This is a genomic window from Mycoplana dimorpha (genome assembly GCF_003046475.1).
GTDB classification, from domain to species: domain Bacteria; phylum Pseudomonadota; class Alphaproteobacteria; order Rhizobiales; family Rhizobiaceae; genus Mycoplana; species Mycoplana dimorpha.
This window is the reverse complement of the sequence record NZ_PZZZ01000002.1, coordinates 486655-509931: the sequence shown is the minus strand read 5'-3', so window position 1 is coordinate 509931 and position 23277 is coordinate 486655. Positions and strand designations below refer to the sequence as shown.

Annotated in this window: 23 protein-coding genes, 1 tRNA gene and 1 riboswitch; of the genes, 11 read left to right on the top strand and 13 right to left on the bottom strand. The window is 64.2% G+C overall.

The window, feature by feature from the left end:
- Positions 1–18: 18 nt before the first annotated feature.
- The 5 genes from C7449_RS06030 to C7449_RS06010 all read left to right on the top strand — a co-directional run bounded on the left by C7449_RS06030 (position 19) and on the right by C7449_RS06010 (position 5247).
- Positions 19–2067 (top strand): glycosyltransferase, encoded by a 2049-nt coding sequence (locus C7449_RS06030; RefSeq protein WP_108001866.1) that lies wholly within the window; start codon positions 19–21, stop codon positions 2065–2067.
- A gap of 317 nt (positions 2068–2384) precedes the next feature.
- A complete protein-coding gene (locus C7449_RS06025) occupies positions 2385–2891 on the top strand; it encodes a DUF3833 family protein (RefSeq protein ID WP_374828156.1) in 507 nt (168 codons plus the stop codon).
- Positions 2892–2954: 63 nt separating this feature from the next.
- On the top strand, positions 2955–3371 hold the full coding sequence (locus C7449_RS06020) for a hypothetical protein (protein WP_245414293.1): 417 nt from the start codon (positions 2955–2957) through the stop codon (positions 3369–3371).
- Positions 3372–4802, top strand: a complete 1431-nt coding sequence (locus C7449_RS06015) for an MFS transporter (protein ID WP_210204700.1) — start codon at positions 3372–3374, stop codon at positions 4800–4802. It begins immediately after the preceding gene.
- Entirely contained in the window at positions 4795–5247 is a 453-nt protein-coding gene (locus C7449_RS06010) for a TspO/MBR family protein (RefSeq protein WP_108001865.1), read from the top strand. The genes C7449_RS06015 and C7449_RS06010 overlap by 8 nt, the downstream gene beginning before the upstream one ends.
- Positions 5248–5320: 73 nt before the next feature.
- Here C7449_RS06010 and C7449_RS06005 read toward each other — a convergent pair whose 3' ends face one another.
- Genes C7449_RS06005 through C7449_RS05995 form a run of 3 tightly spaced genes read right to left on the bottom strand, consistent with a single transcriptional unit; the run spans position 5321 to position 7015 of the window.
- Positions 5321–5737, bottom strand: coding sequence for a DUF2177 family protein (locus tag C7449_RS06005; protein WP_108001864.1), 417 nt, complete (start codon positions 5735–5737; stop codon positions 5321–5323).
- A 37-nt stretch (positions 5738–5774) separates the two neighbouring features.
- The gene (locus tag C7449_RS06000) at positions 5775–6440 is read right to left on the bottom strand and encodes a ChrR family anti-sigma-E factor (RefSeq protein ID WP_108001863.1); all 666 of its coding nucleotides are present in this window, start codon (positions 6438–6440) and stop codon (positions 5775–5777) included.
- Positions 6437–7015 (bottom strand): sigma-70 family RNA polymerase sigma factor, encoded by a 579-nt coding sequence (locus C7449_RS05995; RefSeq protein ID WP_210204703.1) that lies wholly within the window; start codon positions 7013–7015, stop codon positions 6437–6439. The genes C7449_RS06000 and C7449_RS05995 overlap by 4 nt, the downstream gene beginning before the upstream one ends.
- 225 nt (positions 7016–7240) lie before the next feature.
- Between C7449_RS05995 and C7449_RS05990 the strand changes: the two genes are divergently transcribed.
- Genes C7449_RS05990 through C7449_RS05980 form a run of 3 tightly spaced genes read left to right on the top strand, consistent with a single transcriptional unit; the run spans position 7241 to position 10612 of the window.
- Positions 7241–8599, top strand: a complete 1359-nt coding sequence (locus C7449_RS05990; protein ID WP_245414292.1) for an NAD(P)/FAD-dependent oxidoreductase — start codon at positions 7241–7243, stop codon at positions 8597–8599.
- Complete coding sequence (locus C7449_RS05985; RefSeq protein WP_108001861.1) at positions 8596–9405, top strand: DUF1365 domain-containing protein; 810 nt, start codon at positions 8596–8598, stop codon at positions 9403–9405. The genes C7449_RS05990 and C7449_RS05985 overlap by 4 nt, the downstream gene beginning before the upstream one ends.
- Positions 9392–10612 carry an SAM-dependent methyltransferase gene (locus tag C7449_RS05980; RefSeq protein WP_108001860.1) on the top strand — a complete coding sequence of 407 codons (1221 nt, stop codon included), beginning with the start codon at positions 9392–9394 and terminating at the stop codon, positions 10610–10612. The genes C7449_RS05985 and C7449_RS05980 overlap by 14 nt, the downstream gene beginning before the upstream one ends.
- Here the strand turns inward: C7449_RS05980 and C7449_RS05975 are convergent.
- The 5 genes from C7449_RS05975 to C7449_RS05955 form a co-directional block, all read right to left on the bottom strand.
- Entirely contained in the window at positions 10609–11397 is a 789-nt protein-coding gene (locus tag C7449_RS05975; RefSeq protein WP_245414291.1) for an SDR family NAD(P)-dependent oxidoreductase, read from the bottom strand. The two genes, C7449_RS05980 and C7449_RS05975, sit on opposite strands and share 4 nt — an antisense overlap.
- Positions 11398–11685: 288 nt before the next feature.
- Positions 11686–11759 (bottom strand) — tRNA-Gly (locus tag C7449_RS05970).
- 280 nt (positions 11760–12039) lie between these two features.
- Entirely contained in the window at positions 12040–12486 is a 447-nt protein-coding gene (locus tag C7449_RS05965; RefSeq protein ID WP_108001858.1) for a BLUF domain-containing protein, read from the bottom strand.
- Complete coding sequence (locus tag C7449_RS05960) at positions 12479–14101, bottom strand: putative bifunctional diguanylate cyclase/phosphodiesterase (protein ID WP_108001857.1); 1623 nt, start codon at positions 14099–14101, stop codon at positions 12479–12481. The genes C7449_RS05965 and C7449_RS05960 overlap by 8 nt, the downstream gene beginning before the upstream one ends.
- A gap of 392 nt (positions 14102–14493) precedes the next feature.
- Positions 14494–15591 carry a 2'-deoxycytidine 5'-triphosphate deaminase gene (locus tag C7449_RS05955; protein ID WP_108001856.1) on the bottom strand — a complete coding sequence of 366 codons (1098 nt, stop codon included), beginning with the start codon at positions 15589–15591 and terminating at the stop codon, positions 14494–14496.
- Between the two features lie 72 nt (positions 15592–15663).
- Positions 15664–15742, top strand: a riboswitch (SAM riboswitch).
- Between the two features lie 44 nt (positions 15743–15786).
- On the opposite strand from C7449_RS05955, the gene C7449_RS05950 reads away from it, so the two are divergent.
- Positions 15787–16971: an O-succinylhomoserine sulfhydrylase gene (locus tag C7449_RS05950; protein WP_108001855.1), complete on the top strand. Its 1185-nt coding sequence runs from the start codon at positions 15787–15789 to the stop codon at positions 16969–16971.
- A gap of 157 nt (positions 16972–17128) precedes the next feature.
- Positions 17129–17521, top strand: a complete 393-nt coding sequence (gene apaG / locus C7449_RS05945; protein ID WP_108001854.1) for a Co2+/Mg2+ efflux protein ApaG — start codon at positions 17129–17131, stop codon at positions 17519–17521.
- 13 nt (positions 17522–17534) lie between these two features.
- On the opposite strand, the gene C7449_RS05940 is transcribed toward apaG, so the two are convergent.
- The 4 genes from C7449_RS05940 to C7449_RS05925 form a co-directional block, all read right to left on the bottom strand.
- Positions 17535–18149 (bottom strand): YybH family protein, encoded by a 615-nt coding sequence (locus C7449_RS05940; RefSeq protein WP_146165051.1) that lies wholly within the window; start codon positions 18147–18149, stop codon positions 17535–17537.
- Positions 18130–19119: an Hsp33 family molecular chaperone gene (locus C7449_RS05935; protein WP_108002077.1), complete on the bottom strand. Its 990-nt coding sequence runs from the start codon at positions 19117–19119 to the stop codon at positions 18130–18132. The genes C7449_RS05940 and C7449_RS05935 overlap by 20 nt, the downstream gene beginning before the upstream one ends.
- Positions 19120–19317: 198 nt before the next feature.
- Positions 19318–20235: an ornithine carbamoyltransferase gene (argF, locus tag C7449_RS05930; RefSeq protein WP_108001852.1), complete on the bottom strand. Its 918-nt coding sequence runs from the start codon at positions 20233–20235 to the stop codon at positions 19318–19320.
- A 115-nt stretch (positions 20236–20350) separates the two neighbouring features.
- Positions 20351–21544: an aspartate aminotransferase family protein gene (locus tag C7449_RS05925; RefSeq protein WP_108001851.1), complete on the bottom strand. Its 1194-nt coding sequence runs from the start codon at positions 21542–21544 to the stop codon at positions 20351–20353.
- A gap of 426 nt (positions 21545–21970) precedes the next feature.
- On the opposite strand from C7449_RS05925, the gene C7449_RS05920 reads away from it, so the two are divergent.
- A complete protein-coding gene (locus C7449_RS05920) occupies positions 21971–22489 on the top strand; it encodes a GcrA family cell cycle regulator (protein WP_108001850.1) in 519 nt (172 codons plus the stop codon).
- A gap of 81 nt (positions 22490–22570) precedes the next feature.
- Here C7449_RS05920 and phoB read toward each other — a convergent pair whose 3' ends face one another.
- Positions 22571–23254, bottom strand: a complete 684-nt coding sequence (gene phoB / locus C7449_RS05915; protein WP_108001849.1) for a phosphate regulon transcriptional regulator PhoB — start codon at positions 23252–23254, stop codon at positions 22571–22573.
- Between the last annotated feature and the right edge of the window lie 23 nt (positions 23255–23277).

Here is a 23277-nt window from a genome sequence, read left to right as displayed (position 1 = left end):
GGATGCGGTGCTAGCCGCATGCGATTGGCAGACTATCCCGATCAGTCGTCCATTTCCACCGCAATCCCGGCGGCCGTGGAACGACCGCCCGACGGCGCATCCGCAACCGGTGCGACGGCGACGGCCTCGCTCCGTCCGGATCTTCTCGAAGAGGCGCGGCTGTTGCGCGGGCTCGGCTTCGGCAAGCCGCTGATCCTGGAGCATACCGTGCGGGCGACGCGGAACGGGACCAGCCTCGAGGCGGAACTGCTCGCCTCCGGCATGGTCCAGAGCGATACCTACTACGAAGCGCTTGCCGAGCTTCTTGGCCTGCCCTTTCTGCGCAGCATCGACGAGCGGGAGGTTCTCGACATCAATGAAATAGACGGCCAGTTGGTCCGCCCGGAGATGCTTCGCATGACCTTTCGCTCGCGGCCGCCGGTCACCGCAGTCGTGCCAAGCACCGCGCGGATCGGACAGTTCCGGGCGGCGCTCGCAAGGGAGCCGAAGCTGCGCGCTCACCTGGTCGTCGCGACGCCGCAGGCGGTCCGCAGCGCCGTCTGGCGCGCCGGGGCGCCGCGACGCTCACGCGAAACGGTCAACCGGCTGTTCGACGAGGCCCCGCAACACAGCGCCCGTCTCACCTTTTGGGGGCGTCAGGGCTTCCATGTCGGCGCCGGCCTCACCGCACTGCTGTTCACCGCCGCGCTGGCGCCCGCCAATACCATCCTCGCCCTGCACCTGGTCCTGACCCCTTTTTTCTTGGCCACCTTGGGCATCCGGTTTTGGGCGCTTGTCCGCCCCTTACGCAATGGGGCCACGCCGACGGCGCCGGTCCCCACATCACCGCGTCCCGTCTACTCGGTCTTCGTCGCCCTCTACCGCGAGGCCGCGGTCGCCCGCCAACTGGTGGCGGTTCTGGACAGGCTCGACTGGCCACGCGCCAGCCTCGACATCAAGCTGATCTGCGAGGCGGACGACCTCGAAACCCTCGAAGCGCTGCGTTCGCTGCCGCTCGGGCCGCATTACGAGATCGTGGAGGTGCCTCCCGGCCTGCCGCGCACCAAGCCAAAAGCGCTTTCCTATGCGCTGCCGGCGGCCCGCGGCGAGTTTCTCGTTATCTACGACGCCGAGGACCGCCCGCATCCGGGGCAGCTCAACGAGGCCTGGGCGACCTTCCGGTCAGCGCCGGATCAACTGGCCTGCCTGCAGGCGCCCCTCGTCATCTCGAACGGAAGCGCATCCTGGGTGAGCGCGCTGTTCTCGCTCGAATACGCGGGACTGTTCCGCCGCCTGCTGCCGTTCCTGGCCGCAGGGCGACTGCCGATGCCGCTCGGCGGAACATCGAACCATTTCCGGACGGCGGCGCTGAAACGCAGCGGCGGCTGGGACCCGTTCAACGTTACCGAGGATGCCGACCTCGGCATGCGCCTTCATCGGATGGGCTATCGCTCTGCCACCCTGCGTCTGCCGACGCTCGAGGATGCGCCGGAGGACCTGCGCACCTGGACCGGTCAGCGCACCCGCTGGTTCAAGGGCTGGCTACAGACCTGGCTCGTGCTGATGCGCCGGCCGGGTCAGCTGGCCGGCGACATGGGCCTGCTGCCGTTCGCCGTGTTGCAGGTTTTGATCGGCGGATTGCTTCTGTCGTCGCTCGCCCACCCGCTGCTCATGCTTTATGTCGGCTATCTCGGCTGGCTGATGGCCGGCGACGGGCCTTTCGTCGCCAGCGGCCTGGCGATCGGCCTGTTCGCCGTGGACTTCGTCAATATCTTCGGCAGCTATGCCGTCTTCATCGCTCTTGGCCTGATGCCGATGAGCCGGCAGGAGCGCGCGTCCGTCGGCTGGCGCTGGCTGCTGGTCGGGGCGTACTGGCTGATGATGTCGGTTGCGGCCTGGCTGGCTGTGGCCGAACTTTGCCGAAAGCCGTTCTTCTGGAACAAGACCGCTCACCGACCGACGGCGCCTGCTCCGGGCGAAACCCGGCCGCAAGGCGCCGGCAGGTTGGCTTCCCGGTGGCTGTCGAGACTTTGGCCGGCGCCGATCCGCGCAGCTGGGGGGCGCGCGTCTACGGGTCGAACCAACTGACAAGTCCGCAAACCGGCAAGGCACAACCGAAGACCTGACGGTCGTTGCAGGCCAGAAGGCCCCGGTAAGGCATGGAGGCATAGCGCCCGTGTGCTCAGCGGGTCATACCCACGTCCCTCGCAGTAACCTCCGGCTGATGTATCTGCAGCTCGCCGCGTAGGGCCGGGTTGGGACGGTCCGAGCACGGAAACCGGCTCGCCGGGTACCAGGCGAAGCCGAACGATTCTCAAGGCTGGTCCGCTACCGCAGGTGATCCAGCCGGCTTCTCGCACCGTAACATCCGCTGAACTCAGATCATTCAGGGGCGGAGGCATGCGATGCGCAGCGGTAAAATCGGCCTGGCGGGCCTGGCGATGACACTGTCGCTTGGCTTGGCACCCGCGGCGGCAGGCGGCTTTTCGCTGGAAGGTTACTTTGCCGGCAGAACATTTGCTGCCGGCAGCTTCAGTGCCATCAATGGCGTCAAGCGCAAGTTCACCGCCGATCTTCGTGGCAAGTGGAACGGCAAGACGCTGACCCTGGTCGAGGATTTCATCTATGACGATGGCGAGCGCGATCGGAAAACCTGGCGCTTCGAAAAGATCGGCAACGACCGGTATCGCGGCAGACGCGAGGACGTCATCGGGGAAACCCTGGTCACGATCAGCGGCGACACGGCCCGCTTCAACTACCTTGTCGACCTCGACCCGCAAGGAAAGGGCAACCGCGTGCGCTTTTACGACGCGATGAAGCTGCGAGACGACGGCACGGTGCTCAACACGGCGCTCGTGACCAAGTTCGGGTTCCCGGTGGCCCTGACCCGTGTGGAATTCCAACGCCGCTGAAGCCGGGCCGGACCGGCCAGACCAGCAAAGACCGACCAGACCAGCAAAGCCGGAACCTGCAACATGAGGAAGGCCTTGATCATGTCAAATCCTGCGCCAACAAGACTGTCGCTGCTCGCGCTGTCCACGCTGTGCCTGACCGCCGGGGCAGCTTCTAGCGAGGAACTGGACGGCCCGAAGATCAGGAAGCTGATTGCCGGAGAGACGGTTCGGCTGAACACGCCTTTCGGTATTGCCCTGCCGTTGCGGTATCGCACGGACGGCGTTGTCGTTGGCGATATCTCGGGCATTTCGGCGGCCAGCATGTTTGCACCGAAGGAAGAGGGCCGCTGGTGGGTCGAGGATAACTCGCTTTGCCAGAAATGGCCGAGTTGGTACAACGGCCGCCGGTTCTGCTTCAAGATCCGGCGGCTGGGCGAGCGAAAGATCTCATGGCTGCGTGATGATGGCGCAAGCGGCACAGCGCTCGTCGGCGACTAGATGGGCAAGCCCGACAAGCGCCGGTGGGCGCAGGTGGTGATGCTTTCGTGCTATGCGTTGCCGGCGATACCGCTGGCAGCGGTGGCACTGCCGCTCTACGTCGTCGTGCCCACCTTCTACGCTCAGAATGTCGGCCTCCCCATCGCTGCCGTCGGAACAGCCCTGTTGCTGATCCGGCTCCTCGACGCGGCGAGCGACCCTATTATCGGCTGGCTCTGCGATCGCCTGTTCATCGGGTCCGGGCGGCGGCGGACATTTTTCCTGCTTTCCCTGCCCCTGACGGCACTGGCCGCGTTCATGGTGTTCTGGCCCTCTTCAGGCGCTGGTGTCGGCTATCTCGGCTTCTGGGGCGCATTGCTTTCGGTCGGCTATACTGCAACGCTCCTGCCCTACACCGCCTGGGGCGCGGAACTTTCGACGGACTATCGCGGACGCTCGGTCGTTTCCGCCTTTCGTGAAGGGGCGACCCTGATCGGAACATTGATTGCGGTGGTGCTGCCCTTCGCGGTCGGGCTCGACCGGATTGACGGCTTCCATGGCCTCGCCGCCGTCGCTGTCCTGACGGCAGTGCTGTTGCCTGCTGCCGGCGTGCTCGCCGTGAAGACCGTGCCGGAGCCGGCCAATCGCTCGACGACACGGCTGAGCCTGGCGGACAGCCTGCGCTTTGTCGCGCGCAACCGGCCATTCGCCCGGCTCGTCGTCGCCTTTCTGCTCAATGGCTTTGGCAATGCGATACCGGCGACGCTGTTTCTCTACTTCGTCTCCGAACGGCTCGATGCTGCCGAACTGCGAGGTCCTCTGCTGTTCCTGTATTTCCTTTTCGGGATCCTCGGCGTGCCGCTGGCCGTCTGGCTTTCGTCGAAGGCGGGCAAGCACCGCACATGGTGCTGGGCGATGCTCATCGCCTGCGCGGTTTTCGTCTTTGCAGGTTTCCTCGGCGCGGGCGACATCGTCGCCTTCACCATCATCTGCGCGGCAACCGGCCTGCTGCTGGGTTTCGACCTCGCCTTGCCGCCGGCGATCCAGGCCGATGTCATCGACTACGACACGGCAAATTCCGGGGAACAGCGCTCAGGCCTCTATTTCGCTGCATGGGGCCTTGCGACCAAGCTGTCGCTCGCGCTCAGCGTCGGGCTGGTGTTTCCCGTCCTTGCCTGGTCGGGTTTCGACACTTCAGGCGGTCAGCGGATGCCGGAGATGGCCCTCGTCACGCTCTCAGCGCTTTATGCCTGGCTTCCCATTCTGCCCAAGGCAGCTGCCATAGCGGTCATGTGGAATTTTCCGCTCGGCGAAGACGCGCAACGATCGCTACGAGCGCAGATCGACGCCACCGCCGGACGCGGCAAGGCCGTTGATAAGGAATCCGCTCCGCCCGCGGCCGTCGCTCGTCGTCGTCGTCAAGCTCAGATTGAAAGGAAACCTGATGCCTAAAGCTTTCTCCCTGTTGGTCTTCGTGCTGGCGGTGGTCCTGACAGGCATGCTCATCGGCTACGTCACCCTGCCGGGCGAATGGTATGCCAGCCTGAACAAGCCGTCGTTCACGCCGCCAAACTGGGTCTTTGCGCCGGTCTGGACCGTGCTCTACATCGTCATCGCAATTGCCGGCTGGCGTTGCTGGGTTCGCGACCGAAACAGCATAGCGATGAAGCTGTGGTTCGTTCAGATGGCCCTGAATTTTCTATGGTCGCCCGTCTTCTTCGGGGCACACCAGCCGGGCCTGGCGCTGGTCGTGGTGATTGCTGCATTGGCGGCCGTGCTGGCCTTTATCGCGACTGCCTGGAAAAGGGATCGGGTCGCAGCCATTCTGTTTCTGCCTTATGCGGCATGGACTGCGTTCGCCACGGCTCTTACAGCCGGCGTGGTGGTTATGAACTGACGGGCGCCTAAAGGCGTTGTGAAAGATTTTGCGTCACTGCCAGGTCTAGCTGCTGCCTGGGCGGCAAAACAGGTCACACAGGCTTGCCTGCCATCCAGGTCGTAACGAGGTATCCGACGGTTGCCGCAGTAGCCGTCAGCGCCACACCCCAGATCGTGTCGACAACGCTGACCGTGGCAGACCAGTTCTTGAGTATCGCCAGGTTGGTCATGTCGTAGGTGCCATAGGCAACAAGCCCCAGCAGTGCGCCATTGACCAGCGCCGTCGTCCAGCTCGCGCCATTGACTGCCGGCATCACCGCGAAGTGCACGACCCCGGCGACATAGACGAGATAGAAGAGACCGGCGACGCTGAAATTGGGCTGTTCCAGGAGCAGGCTGCCGATCCGGCTGCGGTAGAAGCTGGTGGATATCGTCGACAGCCACACGAAGTCGATACCGAAGAAGACAACGGCTGTTGCGGCATAGGCGGTGACGTAGCTTGCGATCATCGATGCTCTCGGCGCTCTAAAGGGCGAGGGCGCCCGCTCAAATCCCCAGGAATGGCTGGATCGCCCGCACAGCCCAACTGCGGAATCTCAGCGGCGCGTCCGTCACCGCAAGACAGATGCAGTCGGTCTCGGGCGTGGCGACAGGCTGGTGCGTCAGGCTTGCGTCCGCGTCCTCAAGGTCGCCGCGCGCGAAGATTTCGTCACCGTCCACAAAGCTGCCGCTGAGCACCAGGGTCAGCTCGCGGCCGCCATGGCTGTGCTCCGGCACCGGCTTGCCCGCCGGGATCCGCAGCAAGCGCACCTTGGTCTCGCGATCCGCGGTCCTGATCGGTATGTGGTAGGCGCCGCGGCCGAGCGACCGCCATGCGAGCGTCTCGATGTCGCCGCCGACGTAGGAGCGGAGCGGCTCCGGCAAGCCGCCGGGTTGGCGTGCGGGCGGCGTTTCGCGCGCGGGTGCCGAGGGCTTCATGGGCTGCTGAAGGCGTCTCCGCACGCTGGCCCAGGCGTCATCGACGGAACCATGGTCGGCAAGGGTTTCGGTCTCGAGCAGCTCGCCGCCGATGCTTTCGGCCAGGGCCAGGCGGCGGCGGCAGGCGGGGCAGAGGGCAAGGTGCGTGGCAACCGCTATGCTCCAGCCTTCGGCAAGGCTGCCGGCCGCATAGCTCAAGAGCAGGTCGTCGCTGACATGGTGACGGATGGTCACAATAGGTCTCCCGAACGGGCGAGCGCGGCCCGCAACTTGTCGAAGGCGAGCCGCATGCGCGACTTGACCGTCCCGAGCGGAAGGTTGAGGCGCGCCGCGATCGCACTGTGCGACTGGTCTTCGAAAAAGGACAATTTCAGCAGCGCCGCCTGCTCCTCCGGCAGGGCAGCGATGGCTTCGTGCAGTTGCTCGGAGGCCTCGCGGGCATCGAGCTCGGCATCGGCCGGGGCCATGTCGTCGGGCACGAAGGCAGGATCGCTGGGATCGAATTCGGGGCGCTTTTCACGTCGAAACGCATCAATGCGGAGGTTTCGGGCAATGGTGAAGATCCAGGTCGAGGCCGCGCCTTTCGACGGATCGAACCGGTCTGCCTTGTTCCAGACGGCGATCATTGTCTCCTGCATCAGTTCTTCGGCCAGCTGACTGTCGCCGCCCATCCGCGCCATGTACGCCTTCACGCGGGGTGCAAAGTGGCGGAAGAGAACCTCGTAGGCGTCGATGTCGCGCCGTGAGCCCACCGCGCAGAGAAGTTCGCGCATGTCAGCACCTGTGCCGGCATCAGTCTCGCGGCCCATACCCATTGTTCCCACTTCGCTACGCAACGGCGCGCAGCGCCAATGCCCCACTATATGACGATTCTTCCACGCCGGCGCGCTCAGGGGAACGATTGTGTTCATGCCGGAGATACGCCACGAGTCAGATACCGGATCACCGGTACACCAAATTTCGACCTCCACCGATCCGCTACACCCTGGGCTGCGTATCAACGATCAACGCCGTTACAGGATCGGAGAGGCATAGTGCAAATTCATTCCAGCAGGGAGTTGCCTGACCATGCGCGCCGTGTGGCGGTGGTCGGATCGGGGATCTCGGGTCTTTCGGCGGCCTGGCTGCTAAGCCGCAAGCTCAGTGTCACGCTTTACGAAATTGACGGGCGCCTCGGTGGCCACTCGAATACCGTCATGGTGCCGACGGACGACGGAGTGATCCCCGTCGATACCGGCTTTATCGTCTATAACGAGCGCAACTATCCAAACCTGGTAGCCCTGTTCAAGGAAACAGGGGTGCCGACGGCCGCTTCCGACATGTCCTTCGCCGCCTCGCTCGAGGGCGGCAAGCTCGAATATTCCGGCTCGGGACTGAACGGTCTGATCGGCCAGCGGGGCAATGTCATCCGGCCCCGCTTCTGGCGGATGATGCGGGACATTTTGCGCTTCTACCGCGAGGCGCCCTCCCTGCTGGCTCGCCCGGACCTCCACGGGGTCACCTTGGGCGAATATCTCGACCGCAACGATTATGCGCCGGCCTTCATCGAGGATCACCTCATGCCGATGGGGGCGGCGATCTGGTCGACCACGGCGCGCGAGATGCGCGCCTATCCGCTGCTTGCCTTTGTCCGGTTCTTTGCCAGCCACGGCCTGCTCAGCCTCGCCGGCCGACCGAAATGGCGAACCGTTCTTGGCGGCAGCCAGGAATATGTCCACCGCCTGAGCGCGAGCTTCATCGAAGGTGTCCGTGCCGGTGTCGGGGTCCGCAGCATCTCGCGGAAGAACGGCCGCGTCGTCGTGACGGACATGAGAGGAAATGACGATACGTTTACCGATGTCGTCATTGCCACGCACGCCGACCAGGCGCTCGGCCTGCTGACCGATGCCGATCATGAGGAGCGCGACCTGCTCGGCGCCTTCCGCTACACGGACAACCTGGCCGTGCTGCATTCCGACGAGAACCTGATGCCGAGGCGTCGGCGTGTCTGGTCGAGCTGGAACTATATCGGCGAAAGCGGCGACGAAGGCGTCCAGCCCCTGTGCGTGACCTACTGGATGAACCGTTTGCAGAACCTCGACAGGCGCCATCCGCTGTTCGTCACGCTTAATCCCACCCGCGCGATCGCGGATAAAAAGGTCGTCGGAAGCTATCGCTACACCCATCCGCTATTCGACCAGCGAGCACTCGATGCGCAGCAGCAGCTATGGCGGTTGCAGGGCCGGCGCAACACATGGTTCTGTGGCGCTTACTTCGGGTTCGGCTTCCATGAGGACGGCTTGCAATCCGGGCTTGCCGCCGCCGAGAGCGTCGCCGACGTGCGGCGGCCATGGCGGTTGCGCGACGAATCCGGCCGGATCGCGCTCCCGCCCCGATTGGAGGCGGCGGAATGACCGGACAGTCGGCGCTGTTTCTCGGCGAGGTCATGCACATGCGCGTTCGGCCGCGCCGTCACAGGCTCCGCTACCGCGTCTTTTCGATGCTGCTCGATCTTGACGAATTGGACGTGCTGAGCGCGACCTCGCGGCTGTTCGGGTATAACCGCCGGGCCATGCTGAGCTTCTGGGACGCCGACCACGGCGACGGCAGCCCAGGCGGGTTGCGGGCCTGGGTCGAGGCGCGCCTGCGGCAAGCCGGCAGGCTGGAGCCGGGCATGAGCATCCGCGTGCTCTGCTATCCACGCATCCTTGGCTACGTCTTCAATCCGCTGACGGTCTACTTTTGCTACGCCCCGGACGGCGAGCTGCGGGCGATGCTCTACGAGGTCTGCAATACTTTCGGCGAGCGCCACACCTATGTCATCCCGGTCGAGCACGGCGCGAAGGGGCCGGTGCGACAGGGCTGCGCCAAGGAACTCTACGTCTCGCCCTTCATGCCGATGGCATGCTTCTACCGTTTTCACATCGAGCCGCCGGACGACAGGGTGCTGCTGCGCATCGATGAATCGGACGCGGACGGTCGGGTTCTCGTCGCCTCTTTCTCCGGCCGGCGGGAAGCGTTGTCGGACCGCGCGCTTCTGCGGGCGCTGATCCGATACCCGCTGATGACGCTCAAGGTGACGGCGGGCATTCACTGGGAGGCGCTGCGGATCTGGCGCAAGGGCATTCCCGTCCACCGCCATCGCGCCGCAGCCAGCAGGGTCGCCACGACCATCGTGGCGGGGAAATTTCAGGACCATACCATCTATGAGCAACGTTGAAGGAAAGTCGGTCGCCACGAGGAGGCTCCGCCGACCACTGTGGGCGCGTTCGCTTTGCGCCTGGGCCGACCGGATCGTCGCGGGCCAACTCGCCATCCGTTTCCCGGACGGCAGCGCGCATCATGCGCAGGGAGCGCTGCCCGGTCCGTCCGCAATCATCCACGTGCGGTCGGGCAGGCTGGTATGGAAGTTGGCAACCGGCGGCAGCCTGGGCTTTGCCCGCGCCTATATCGATGGCGACTGGGACAGCCCCGATCTCGGTGCGGTGCTGCAACTGGGCCTTGCTAACGAGGCGGCGCTTGCCGCCGTCCTTAACGCCCCGGGCCTCGCCAGGCTTGTCGCGTTCCTGAAGCATCGGCTCCGTGCCAACACGCGCGCCGGCAGCCGTCGCAACATCGCCTTCCACTACGATCTCGGCAACGATTTCTATCGGCTCTGGCTCGACGAGACGATGACCTATTCGTCCGCGATGTTCCACCGCGACGACCTGACCCTGGCCGAGGCGCAGCGGGCCAAATATGCGCGGATCGTCGAGGCGCTGGAGCTCGGCCCGAAGGATCACGTGCTGGAAATCGGCTGCGGCTGGGGCGGCTTTGCCGAATACGCGGCGACCGAGGCGGGGTGCCGGATAACCGCCCTGACCCTGTCGCGTGAGCAGGCCGGGTTCGCGCGGGAGCGCCTCGCCGCCGCCGGTCTTTCGGATAGGGTGGAAATCAGGCTGCAGGACTACCGCGACTGCGTGGGCCGGTTCGACAAGATCGTCTCGATCGAGATGTTCGAGGCTGTCGGCGAGGAAAACTGGCCGACCTATTTCGATGCACTTCGGGCCCTGCTGAAGCCGGGCGGCCGCGCCATGGTCCAGTCCATCACCATCGCCGAAGAGCGTTTCGACAACTACCGTCGCAACGCCGACTTCATCCAGACCTACATCTTCCCCGGTGGCATGCTGCCCTCGCCGACAGCCTTCGCCGCCGCGGCGACCGAGCGCGGGCTGAAGGTGCTGGAGCGGAAATTCTTCGGGGCCGATTACGAAAGGACGCTGCTTGCCTGGGACCGGGCCTTCGTCGCCGCCTGGCATCGCATCGAGGCACTTGGCTTCGACGCACGCTTCAAGCGGATGTGGCGCTATTACCTGCACTACTGCGCGACAGGCTTTCGCCATGGAACGATCGATGTCTGCCAGTTTCAGCTGGCGCCTGAGGGCTAGGGCTGCGGTCGGCCGCGAACAAGGCGGCGCGTCGCGGCAAGGCGCAGCCTTGCAGGCAGTGCCGCCAGGAACTTCATCGACAGGACCATCTTCCAGGGAAAGGCGATCTCGAAGCGCTGCCTCTTCAGGCCGGCCATAATGTAATCGACGGCAGCCTCGGCTGAAATCAGAAACGGCATCGGAAAGTCGTTCTTCCGCGTCAGCGGCGTATCGACGAAGCCCGGATTGATGAGGCTGAGGCGGACGTCGCGGGCGGTGAGTTCGGGATGAAGCGCCTCGCACATGTTGATGAGCGCCGCCTTGGACGCACCATAGGCGGCGGCGCCGGGCAGGCCGACATAACCGGCAACCGAGGAGACGACGGCAATGTGTCCCGAACCGCGCGCCATCATGCCCGGCATCAGCGCGGCCAGGCAGTGGACGGCCCCCATCAGGTTGACCTCGATGGTGGCGCGGAAGGCGGCCGCGTCGAAATCAGCTGCGGAGTCGCGCGCGTAAGTGCCCGCATTCAAGACGGCAAGATCGAGCGGCCCGAGATCCTGCTCAATACCGGAGACGGTCTTTCGCACCGCCTCCGCATCCGTCACGTCGAGCGGGAAGGCACGGATGCGGCCGGGGGATTCGGCGGCAAGCGTGACGAGGTCACCGGCAGTGCGCGCGCTCGCCGCGACATTCCAACCCTCGCGGGCGAGCCGGATCGCCAGGGCGCGGCCGATGCCAGAACCGGCGCCGGTGACCCACGCGACCCCTTCGGGTGCAGCACCGGCCCGCGCGCGCTTATCCATGTTCCTGTTTTCGTGCATGTTCGTTCCCCGCAACGTCCTTGCCATCCTCCTGTTACGTTGGAGGCTGGCGATCGGTTCAATGGGAAGCCGGTCAAACCGGCGGGACGGCATGCCTGGCGGTCAGCAACAAAGAGCCGGCACCTCGTTCGGCAGTGCTGAAGTTCTTCGACCAGGTGCTCGAAGCTTATTTGGGGATTTATCTTCGCCGGAGCCGATCGTCGATCTCACGGCCACTGACGCCGCGTTGCAGAGCCTCGCTCGATCGAAAACGGTTATAGGAGTAAGAATTGGAGCGGGTAGCGGGAATCGAACCCGCGCGTTCAGCTTGGGAAGCTGACAGGCTACCATTACATCATACCCGCTGATGGAGCCGCTGGAGTCATCAACGAGTTTGGCAGACGTGTCAAGGTGCCGGTGCACGGAGACGGCGCTGCCTGCCTGCCTCAGCCCGGTCCCAGCGCGCCAGACAGCGGCTTTTTTGCCATGCTGGACGGCGCAGCTTCTCGATTTTTCAATCATCGCAGGCCCGGACGGACAGCGGCCGAGGGCAACGCGCCATCACGCGGGGCGAATATGCTGGGACAGCTTCAGCTCCTGGGCCGGGCAGTTCGATCCCAACCGCGCGCCGTACGACAACTCCAGCTATTGTGCCAGGAAGGCTTCCTCTTCCAAGAGCAGCCGGTGCAATACGGAATGGAGTTCGTCACCGTTCAGCTTGCTGGGGTCGAACCCGCTTTGCAGTCCTATCGAGGTCAAGACGCTGTCAAAGCTGGGGAGAGCGGTAACCAATGCCATCGACCATTGGGCAAAATGGCGGTGCTCGATCGGCTCGATGGCCAGAAGCGACACGTCGCCGTGACGCTCGTCCTGCTGGATCCGTTCAAAGGTTGCTTCGACGTCCTCAATATGCCCTTCGAGCACCTGGCCGAAACAACCCGCATTGAAGATCAATGCACCGGTCACATCGCAGCGTGAATTGTTGTCGCGACTGGTCGCGAGGATCTCCTCGATCGCCTGCCTGAAATCGTCGCCATCCTTGGAAATCCGGTTTCGGCTGTAATAGACGAGCCGATAGAGTTGCCTACTCATTGCCAGCCTCCTTTTGGCGGTTCCACGAGCTCAAGAATGCGTCGATGTCGATCTCGGCGATGGGCCTGCCGGTAAAATAGCCCTGCACGGAAGTGCATCCTTCGGCTCGCACCCGTTCCAACTGTTCTTCTGTCTCCACGCCCTCGGCGATCGTCTTCATGCCGAGGCTCATGCCGAGACCGGCAACGGCTCGGAGTACAGCCTGACATTCCAGCCGGCTGTCCGCGCCGCGAATAAACGACTGGTCGATCTTGATCTTGTCGAAGGGAAATTTCTGCAGGTAGCTGAGCGAGGAATAGCCGGTCCCGAAGTCATCCATAGACACCTGGACCCCGAGCGCCTTGACGGACTTCAGGGTGGCAAGAACTTCGTCGGTGTAATTCAGAAGTGCGCTTTCGGTGATTTCCAGCTCAAGACGATGCGCCGGCAAGCCAGCACCTCCCAAGGCGGACACGACGATGTCGCCCAGGTTGCCGCCTCTGAATTGCACAGGGGACACATTCACCGAGACCGACAGGTCGTCCGGCCATCCGGCCGCGTCCTTACATGCGGTTCGCAGAACCCATTCGCCGATCTGCGTGATCAACCCGATCTCTTCGGCCAGCGGAATGAATTCCAACGGCGACACCACGCCCCGCTCGGGATGGTGCCACCGGATGAGCGCCTCAAATCCGGTTACACGGTTCCTGACGAGATCGACCTGAGGCTGATAAACAAGCACGAACTGCCTGAAGGCAAGCGCCCTGCGCAGATCAATTTCCAGAGCCCGCCGCCGCTGCATCTTCTCGTGCAGTTCCGGGTCGAACAAGGCGTAACGGCCGCGCCCGTCGTTCTTTGCACGATAAAGCGCGAGGTCCGCGTTCTGAAGCAGCCTCTCGGGATCTCGCGCGTCGTTTCCCGAAAAGGCGATGCCGACGCTCACGCCGACATTCACCGAATGACCGCTGAGCAAATACGTGCGACCGATAAGATCGACCAGCCTTTCGGCTAGTCTGATCGCTTCGTTAACGTCGCTGACATTCGTCTGGACGATGATGAATTCATCGCCGCCCACCCGCGCAATGAGGTCGTCCTGCCGGCAAGCGCCGCGCAAGCGCTTGGCAACGGCCTTGAGAAGGGCATCGCCGATGGGATGCCCCAGCGTGTCGTTGACAAACTTGAAGCGGTCGAGATCCAGGGCATACACGGCAATGTCGTCGCGTTGCTCCGCTGCCGCGCCCTCGAGCGTGAACAAAAGTTCGGAGCGACCACACAGCCCCGTGAGTTCGTCCACGGGGAACAAACCCTGCTCCGGACCCGGCTCGTCCCATGGGGTCAGGGTTACAACGACATGCTCGTCGCCAGGTGTTTCCCATATTGCCTGGGTGCTTCCATCGCCCAACTCGATGGTGCCTGTGCGTCGTATGCCCGATGCCTCCTCTGGAAGCCGTCGTGCACGATAGAGCCGGTCGAAGAACAACCGTTGCGCGGCCGGATCGGCTCCTGCCAGCTGCATTGCCGGTTCGTTGGCATATTGGACGCCCCCGTCATGGCGAAAAGCGACGACCGGGAGGCCAAGGCGATTGCAATCGAAAAATCGTTCCGCATCGCGGGCTGCGGCAGCTGCTTTGCTCATGGATGGCCTTTGCTCTAAACCGTCCTGCCTGGTATCGGCTGGGCGGCCGCCTGAAACTGGACTTCAAACCAAGGCACAATGGAGTTCGTAGCTGGTGGGATGAGAATCCATCAGGCCATCCAGCGAAGCCCGTCAAGACGCCGACCGCCGCATCGCTCGAATGCTGGTCTGTTAATCGACAATCGATACAAAAGGGTAAAGACCGACCCGCCTCTCGCCGCGCAGGCAGCGATGCATGCAGGCACAATCCGATAGACGCGTTGGCAAGACCCAAGTGCCGCAACTCGGTCGCAGCGTGCCAGCGGCTTTGTGGCCATGCTGGGTGGCAAAGCTTCATCGATGTTGAAGTTCATTGGACGCTCGGGCGGACGGCGGCCGAGCGTCAAGCGCCGTCAGCCTGACCGGAAATGCTTGGACAGCTTCAGCCCCTGGGCCTGGTAGTTCGATCCGAGCCCCGCGCCGTACAGGCCTTGAGGCAGCTCCAGCATGTGCTCGTAGACGAGGCGGCCGACGATCTGGCCATGCTCGAGGATGAACGGCACCTCGTGGCTGCGGACCTCGAGCACGGCGCGGCTGCCGGAGCCGCCGGCGGCGGCATGGCCGAAGCCCGGATCGAAGAAGCCGGCGTAATGGACGCGGAACTCGCCGACGAGCGGATCGAAGGGCGTCATCTCGGCGGCGTAGCGCGGCGGAACGTGCACCGCCTCGCGGGAGACGAGGATGTAGAACTCGTCCGGATCGAGGATGAGCTCGTTGCGGCCGCGGCTGAACAGCGGCTCCCAGAAATCGAAGACGTCGTGCTGGTTCTTCTTGTCCACATCGACGACGGCCGTGTGGCGCTTGCCGCGATAACCGATCAGCCCGTCGGGGCCGGTGCCCTTCAGATCGATGGACAGCGCGATGCCGCCGCCGGAGACGTTCGGCGTGTCGCTCGCCACCAGCGTGTCGGAGGCGTGCAACGCCAGCAGTTCGGCATCAGAAAGGATGGCGTTGCCGTTTCGGAAGCGGATCTGCGACAGGCGCGAGCCGCGGCGCACGACGATCGGAAAGGTGCGCGGCGAGATTTCCAGGTAGAGCGGCCCGGTGTAGCCGGCCGGAATCTTGTCGAACTCCTGGGCGCGGTCGGTGATGACGCGGGTGAAGATGTCGAGGCGACCGGTGGAGCTCTTCGGATTGGTGGAGGCAGCGAGATCCACCGGCAGGTCGAGCCGTTCCATCAGCGGCACGATATAGACGCAGCCGGTCTCGAGCACAGCACCTTCCGAGAGGTCGATCTCGTGCAGCTTTAGCCGGTCGAGCTTGTCGAAGACCAGGTGCGAAGGGCCGGGAAGAAAGCTCGCGCGGACGCGGAAAGCCTTGGCGCCGAGCCGCAGGTCCAGGCTCGCCGGCTGGACCTGGTCTGGATCCAGCGGAGCCTCGCTCGCCAGCCCGCCGGCATCGAACAGCGCGCGAATAGCGCGATCGGCCAGAATTCCCGTTTTTCGTACCATGATCCATCCTCGAAGCTGGCCGACAAAACCAAATACGGCCGGTTGACGCAAGCGCCGGCAGGCAGTATGGACCGCCTATCCCGTGGTGATTTGGCCGGTCGGCTTGCAGCCACGTTAAACAAGTAGCTAAAAAGGCCGGGTGTCGAACCGGCCTGCATTTGCGGCCGGTTTTTTTGTTCTGGAAGGCGATGAGCAATGAGCAAGTCCTGGCGCCCGGCAACCCAACTCGTACACGGCGGCACCAGCCGTTCGCAGCACGCCGAAACCTCCGAAGCAATCTTTCTGACGCAGGGCTTCGTCTATGACACGGCGGAAGCCGCCGAGGCCCGCTTCAAGGGCGAGACGGAGGGCTTCATCTACGCCCGTTACGGCAGCCCGACGAACGACATGTTCGAGCGGCGCATGTGCCTGCTCGAAGGCGCCGAAGAGGGACGCGCGATGGCATCCGGCATGGCGGCCGTGGCGGCTGCCATTCTCTGCCAGGTCCGGGCCGGCGACCACATCGTCGCCGCCCGCGCGCTGTTCGGCTCCTGCCGCTGGGTGGTCGAGACGCTCGCGCCGCGCTACGGCATCGAATGCACGCTCGTGGACGGACGGGATCTTGCCAACTGGGAAAAGGCGGTCCGGAAGAACACCAAGGTCTTTTTCCTCGAAAGCCCGACGAACCCGACGCTCGAAGTGGTCGACATCGCCGGCGTGGCGAAGCTCGCAAACCAGATCGGCGCCAAGGTCGTGGTCGACAACGTGTTTGCCACGCCGCTGTTCCAGAAGCCGCTCGAGCTCGGTGCCCATGTGGTCGTCTACTCGGCGACCAAGCATATCGACGGCCAGGGCCGCTGCCTCGGCGGCATCGTGCTGTCCGACAAACAGTGGATCGAAGAGAGCCTGCAGGACTATTTCCGCCACACCGGCCCGGCCATGTCGCCATTCAACGCCTGGACACTGCTGAAGGGCATCGAGACGTTGCCGCTGCGCGTCAAGCAGCAGACGGAGAACGCCGCGCGCATCGCCGATCTCCTCGCCGACCATCCGAAGGTCGCGCGCGTCATCTATCCCGGACGCAAGGACCACCCGCAGGCGGACATCATCTCCAAACAGATGACAGGTGGTTCGACCCTCGTTTGCATCGAGATGAAGGGCGGCAAGGACGCCGCCTTTGCCCTGCAGAACGCGCTGGAGGTCGTCGAGATCTCCAACAATCTCGGCGACGCCAAGAGCCTGATCACCCATCCCGGCACGACGACCCACAAGAACCTGACCGACGAGGCGCGCGCCGAGCTCGGCATTTCGCCAGGCACCGTGCGCTTCTCTGCCGGCATCGAGGACGGCCAGGACCTCGTCGACGACTTCGTTCGGGCGCTCGAGAAAGTTCAGGCCTGACATCGGGCTGCGACTGCCTTGATCGGCGCGGCCGCTATGAGCTTGACGAAAAGCGGAAGGCCGCGCATTGCTTCGAGCCGGCGCGGCCTTCGCGCGTCTGCGCGAGCCGAACGGCCGCAGACAACGACCGTGATGCTGAAGCGAGCCAAGACCGAGAATGTACAGAGCGCTGACCCGCGACATCGAAGTGACCGTCGAGCCATATTTTCTGGAGGAGCAATCCGATCCGGACGACAGCCGCTATGTGTGGGGATACCGCATCGTCATCGCCAACCGTTCGGATATGACCGTTAAGCTGATGGCGCGGTACTGGCACATCACCGACCAGAACGGCTTGGTGGACGAGGTCAGCGGCCCGGGCGTGGTCGGCGAGCAACCAGTGCTCAACCCGGGGGACACCTATGAATATTCATCGGGCTGCCCACTCGATACGCCCTCGGGCGTGATGTTCGGCCATTACCAGATGCAGACGATGGCGGGCGACCAGTTCAACGTGATCATTCCCGCCTTCTCGCTCGATGCACCGGGCCAGAGCCGCACTCTGAACTGAAAGGCGGCGGCGCCTACATCGCGCCATCACTGTTGAATATGTCAGCCATCACCTTCCAGTCCTCGTCGCTCTTCTTCCAGACGACGACGTATTTGCCTCTGTCGTGAACGGGCTTGTCGGTCGAATATCCCAGCTCGTAGGTTCCGATCTCATAGGCGAGATCGCCCGACTGGGCGACGTCGACGAGCGAGGGGGAGAAGGTGAGTGAGAAATCCTTCATCCCGACGAAGCCCTTCCAGGCCGCCTCGACGGCGTCTCGCCCCTTGGCGATCGGCATGCCAGGCGCAAGGATCGCCCCGTCTTCGGCATAGAAGGCGGCGATCGCCTTCGGATCGTTCGCCGCCACGGCGTTCAACCAGGCCTCGTCATTGTTCATGATCTGCTGCTTGCCATCATCCGAATTCGCGACCGGCATATCCGCCGCCATCACGACGCCAATTGTCAGCGGCACGAGAAAGGCAAAAGCGTGCATCATGGCCACCTCCTCCTCGACGAGCGCAGCGGCCGCAAGAACCACCGCGATTGCACTGTCCAGCAGGCGCAACTCTAACACAAAAACGGACGCCGGGGGCCGGCGTCCGTTTTCCGAAAATTCGGGCTGAGTGCGTTCAGGCGGCGGCGACTTCACCAACCTCGAAACGGTATGTCGTCGAGCAGAACTCGCACGTCGTGACGATGTGGCCGTCGGTGGCTGCGTGCTCGATCTCCTCCGCCGACAGACCGGAGAGCACGGCCTTCAGCTTGGTCCGCGAGCAGGAGCAGCGGTCCGCCACCTGCTGCGGCGGGTAGACCCGAACGCCGCGCTCATGGAAGAGCCGGAAGAGCAGACGTTCGGTACCGACGTTCGGATCCGTCAGTTCGTCGGCGTCGATCGTCTCGACGAGGCTGCGGGCCTCGGCCCACTTGTCGTCCTCCTCGAGGCTGTGGCCGATCTGCTCGCCGTCGCCGCCCGGCAGGTCCGGCTGGCGCATCCGCTCGGGCGCCTCGGGCAGGAACTGCGCGACCACGCCGCCGGCACGCCACCGGTGACGAGGCTTGCCGGCCTCGTCCCGGTCGTAAAGTTCGGCAGCGCCCAGGCGCACCTTGGTCGGGATCTGCTCGGACTGCCGGAAATAGACGCCGGCGATCTCCTCGAGCGTGTGGCCGTCGAGCGCAACGATACCCTGATAGCGTTGCATATGAACACCCTGGTCGATGGTGAACGCCAGGACGCCCTTGCCGAGCAACTCATGCGGAGCTGCCTTGCCTGCCTCGACCGCGGCCTCCAGCGCTTCGGCATCGAAGCGGGCATAGGCGCGCACGTTCTCAGGGGTGGAAAAGTCGGCAACGAGCAGATCGACGGGGCCGTCGCTCTTGGTCTGCAGGATCAGCTTGCCCTCGAACTTCAGCGACGTGCCGAGCAGGACCGTCAGAACGATCGCCTCGGCCAGCAGGCGCGCCACCGGTTGCGGGTAATCGTGCCGTTCGAGGATCGCGTCCAGCATCGGCCCGAGCTGCACGGCACGGCCGCGCACGTCGAGACCTTCCACATGGAACGGCACGACATGATCATCGCCGGCAAAATCGAGTTGGCCGAGTTTCGGGGCTGGCTGGGCCATCATTCACTCCTTCAACGCCATGCACCATCGGGCAGATTGCTGGTCCATCGGCCCGCGACAACGGCTTTTTCGTGATTCTGAGCCGTCGCGCCCGGATGCTCCAGACGGGTCGGCGCCCCAAAAAGGCGCCGCGGCGACGCTACGGTTCCGCCTTAGATCGTGGCACGAACGCCCGTTTTCAATAGTCGCCGGCTTGCCTCAGATCAGGCCCATGCACCAGGCGATGATCGACTTCTGCGCATGCAGGCGGTTCTCGGCCTCGTCGAAGACGACGGACTGCGGACCGTCGATGACCTCGTCCGTCACTTCCTCGCCGCGATGGGCGGGCAGGCAGTGCATGAACAGCGCATCCTTGTCGGCCTGCTTCATCAGTGCGCCGTTCACCTGGAAGGGCTGGAAGATATTGTGGCCGCGGGCGCGGTGCTCCTGGTTCATCGACACCCAACAATCGGTCACGACCGCATCGGCGCCGGCGACCGCCCGGTCGGCGTCATGGCAGAGCATGATGTCGCCGCCGTTGTTGCGCGCCCAGTTGAGGATCTTGTCCTCGGGCTCGGAGCCGAGCGGCACAGCCATGTTCATGCGGTAGCCGAAACGGGCCGCACCCTCTACGAACGAATGCAGCACGTTGTTGCCGTCGCCCGTCCAGGCGATCGTCCGGCCCTTGATGGGGCCACGGTGCTCCTCGTAGGTCATGATGTCGGCCATGATCTGGCAGGGATGCGTCAGGTCCGTCAGGGCGTTGATCACCGGCACTGTGGCGTGCTCGGCCATCTCCATCAGGCGGGAATGATCGGTGGTGCGGATCATGATCGCGTCGACATAACGCGACAGCACCTTTGCCGTATCGCCGATCGTCTCAGCGCGGCCGAGCTGCATCTCGGTGCCGGACAAAAACAGCGTCTCGCCGCCGAGCTGGCGCATGCCGACGTCGAAGGAGACGCGCGTGCGGGTCGACGGCTTCTCGAAGATCATCGCCAGCATCTTGCCGGAAAGCGGCTTCTCGGCCGTACCTGCCTTGGTCGCTACCTTCCGCACCTTCGCATCGTCAATGATCGTGCGAAGGTCCTCGGCCGTCATCGCGGAAAGATCGAGGAAGTGTCTCGTATCGGCCATGCTTTCAGTCCTGCTGTTTCGCCTGGGCTCTTGCCTAAATAGCTTTCGCGCCTGAAGGGGCTTTGTTTTAACCTGTCCTGGTCCCGAAGCCGTTCCCGGCCCCCGGTGAAATGCCTTAGTCCTGCTTCTTTTCGGCACGCAGCTTTTCGGCGGCACGCTCGATCCGTGCCAGGCCCTCGCGCGCCTCCTCGGCCGTGGTGATCAGCGGCGGCAGCAGCCGCAGCACGTTCTCGCCGGCCGGCACGAGCAGCAGGTGCTCGGCGCGGACCGCCTTCAGCAGGTCGACCGACGGCACCTTCGCCTTGATGCCGAGCATGAGGCCCTCGCCGCGGATTTCCTCGATGATCTCGGGGAAGCGGTCCTTCAACGAGGCCAGCCCCTGGCGCAGCACGAGCGCCACGTCGCGAACGTGCTCGAGGAAGCCCTCTTGCAGCACGACGTCCAGCACCGCATTGCCGACGGCCATCGCGAGCGGATTGCCGCCGTATGTGGAGCCGTGCGTGCCCGCAACCATGCCCGAGGCGGCGTCGGCCGTCGCCAGGCAGGCGCCGAGCGGGAAACCGCCGCCAATGCCCTTGGCGACCGCCATGATGTCAGGCGTGATCCCGGCCCATTCATGGGCGAAGAGCTTGCCGGTGCGGCCAACGCCGCTCTGGACCTCGTCGAGGATCAGCAGAAGCCCGTACTCGTCGCAGAGCGCGCGCAGTTCCCGCAGGAATTCGTTCGACACTACCCGGATGCCGCCCTCGCCCTGAACCGGCTCGATCAGGATCGCTGCCGTTTCCTCGGTGATCGCGTTCCTTACAGCGGCGATGTCGCCGAAGGGAACCTGATAAAAGCCCGGGGCCTTCGGCCCGAAGCCTTCCAGGTATTTCTCCTGGCCGCCGGCGGCGATCGTCGCCAGCGTGCGGCCGTGGAAGGCGCCTTCGAAGGTGATGACATGGAACTTGCCGGGATGACCCTTGGCGAAATGGTAGCGGCGCGCGGTCTTGATCGCGCATTCCAGCGCCTCGGCGCCGGAGTTGGTGAAGAACACCTTGTCGGCGAAGGTCGCTTCGGTCAGCCGCCTGCCAAGCGCTTCCTGGCCGGGAACCTCGTACAGGTTCGACAGGTGCCAGACCCGGTCGGCCTGGGCCTTCAGGCTCTCGACCAGATGCGGGTGGGCGTGGCCAAGCGAATTGACGGCGACGCCGGCCGCGAAATCGAGATAGCGCGACCCGTCCTCTGCGATCAGCCATACGCCCTCGCCGCGCTCGAAGCGCAGCGGCGCACGCAGATAGGTCTCGTAGAGCGGCGTGGCATCAGCCATGGCGCGTATCTCCTTCACAGCGTATTCGGAAGCCCGGGGCCATCCTTGACTTTTCCGGTCGCGGAAAAATGAAATGCCGCCTGGCGGCGGCGCCGGCACTATCAGCATTTCACTGGCCGATGTCAATAAAACCGGGCCCGCGTCAAATTGGCTTGAACGACCGCTACGTGAGGATTCATTACACTCACTGGAAGTGTCGCAGCCGAGTCACACGCTACGATCAAGTTGGGGAAAACTGAGAAATCGATTCGGCCGGATTCCCGCGACTCTTGTCACTGAGTCCCCCTGTCAGTAGGTTGAGGGCCAATTACTAGACTGCATGCGGCGGAACTAGTCACCAACAGTATCAAGGCATTCCGCGCTCCGGAGCCATCCGGGGCATTGGCGACGGATTCTCGCCAGGAACGCCGGAACGGAGGCGATGAGATGAACTGGACGGACGAGAGGGTCGAGAAGCTCAAGAAGCTTTGGGCCGAGGGACTGAGCGCCAGCCAGATCGCAGCACAGCTTGGCGGCGTCAGCCGCAACGCGGTTATCGGCAAGGTTCACCGTCTCGCCCTCCCCGGCCGCGCGAAAGCCGGCGGCACGCCGGCGGCGAGCCGCCCGAAACGGCCGGCAGCGCCCGCCCGCCCGGCAAACTTCGCGCCTCGGGTTGCCACCCGCACGATCGCCCGGCCCGCCGGTGCAACGGCCATCAAGGAAGAGACCGCCTTCGAGTATGATGACGAGCCGGTCTCCCTGATCGCCACCAATGTCGTGCTGCCAATGTCGCGCCGACTGGAGCTGACGGAACTCACCGAACGCACCTGCAAGTGGCCGAATGGCGACCCGCTGACGGACGACTTCCACTTCTGCGGCAACGAGTCGCCGGACAACTCGCCCTACTGCACCTACCATCAGCGGCTGGCCTACCAGCCGTCGGCCGAGCGCCGCCGGATGCGGTGATCGGCGACCTGCCGGATACACATGAAAACGGGCCCTTTCAGGCCCGTTTTTCGTTTCTGTGGCATGCGGTTCTGACGGCGATCAGGCTTCGAGGGAATAGCCCGCGCCGCGCACGGTACGGATAACGTCGTGCATGTTGGAAAAGTTCAAAGCCTTGCGCAGGCGGCCGACATGGACGTCGACGGTCCGCTCATCGACGTAAATGTCGTGTCCCCAAACCCCGTCGAGCAGTTGCGAGCGCGAGAAGACGCGCCCCGGCGAGGTCATCAGAAACTCCAGCAGCCGGAACTCGGTGGGACCGAGACGAACCTCGCGGGCCCGGCGATGGACGCGGTGGGTCTCGCGGTCGAGTTCGATATCGCCGCATTTCAGCAGCGTCGAGACCACCTCGGGCCGGGCCCGGCGCAACATCGCCTTGACCCGCGCCATCAGCTCCGGCGTGGAGAACGGCTTAACGACGTAATCATCGGCGCCTGTGGCGAGCCCGCGAACCCTTTCGCTCTCCTCGCCGCGCGCCGTCAGCATGATGATCGGCAGGCGCTCCGTTTCGGAGCGCTGGCGCAGGCGGCGGCAAAGCTCGATGCCGGACACGCCGGGAAGCATCCAGTCGAGGATGAGAAGGTCGGGCTGGCGCTCCTGCAGGCGGATCTCCGCCTCGTCGCCGCGCAGGATGGTATCGACCTCGTAGCCTTCCGCCTCGAGGTTGTAGCGAAGGAGAACGCTGAGCGCCTCCTCGTCTTCGACCACGGTAATCTTGGGAACCATGCTTTTTCGAACTCCTGGCGTCT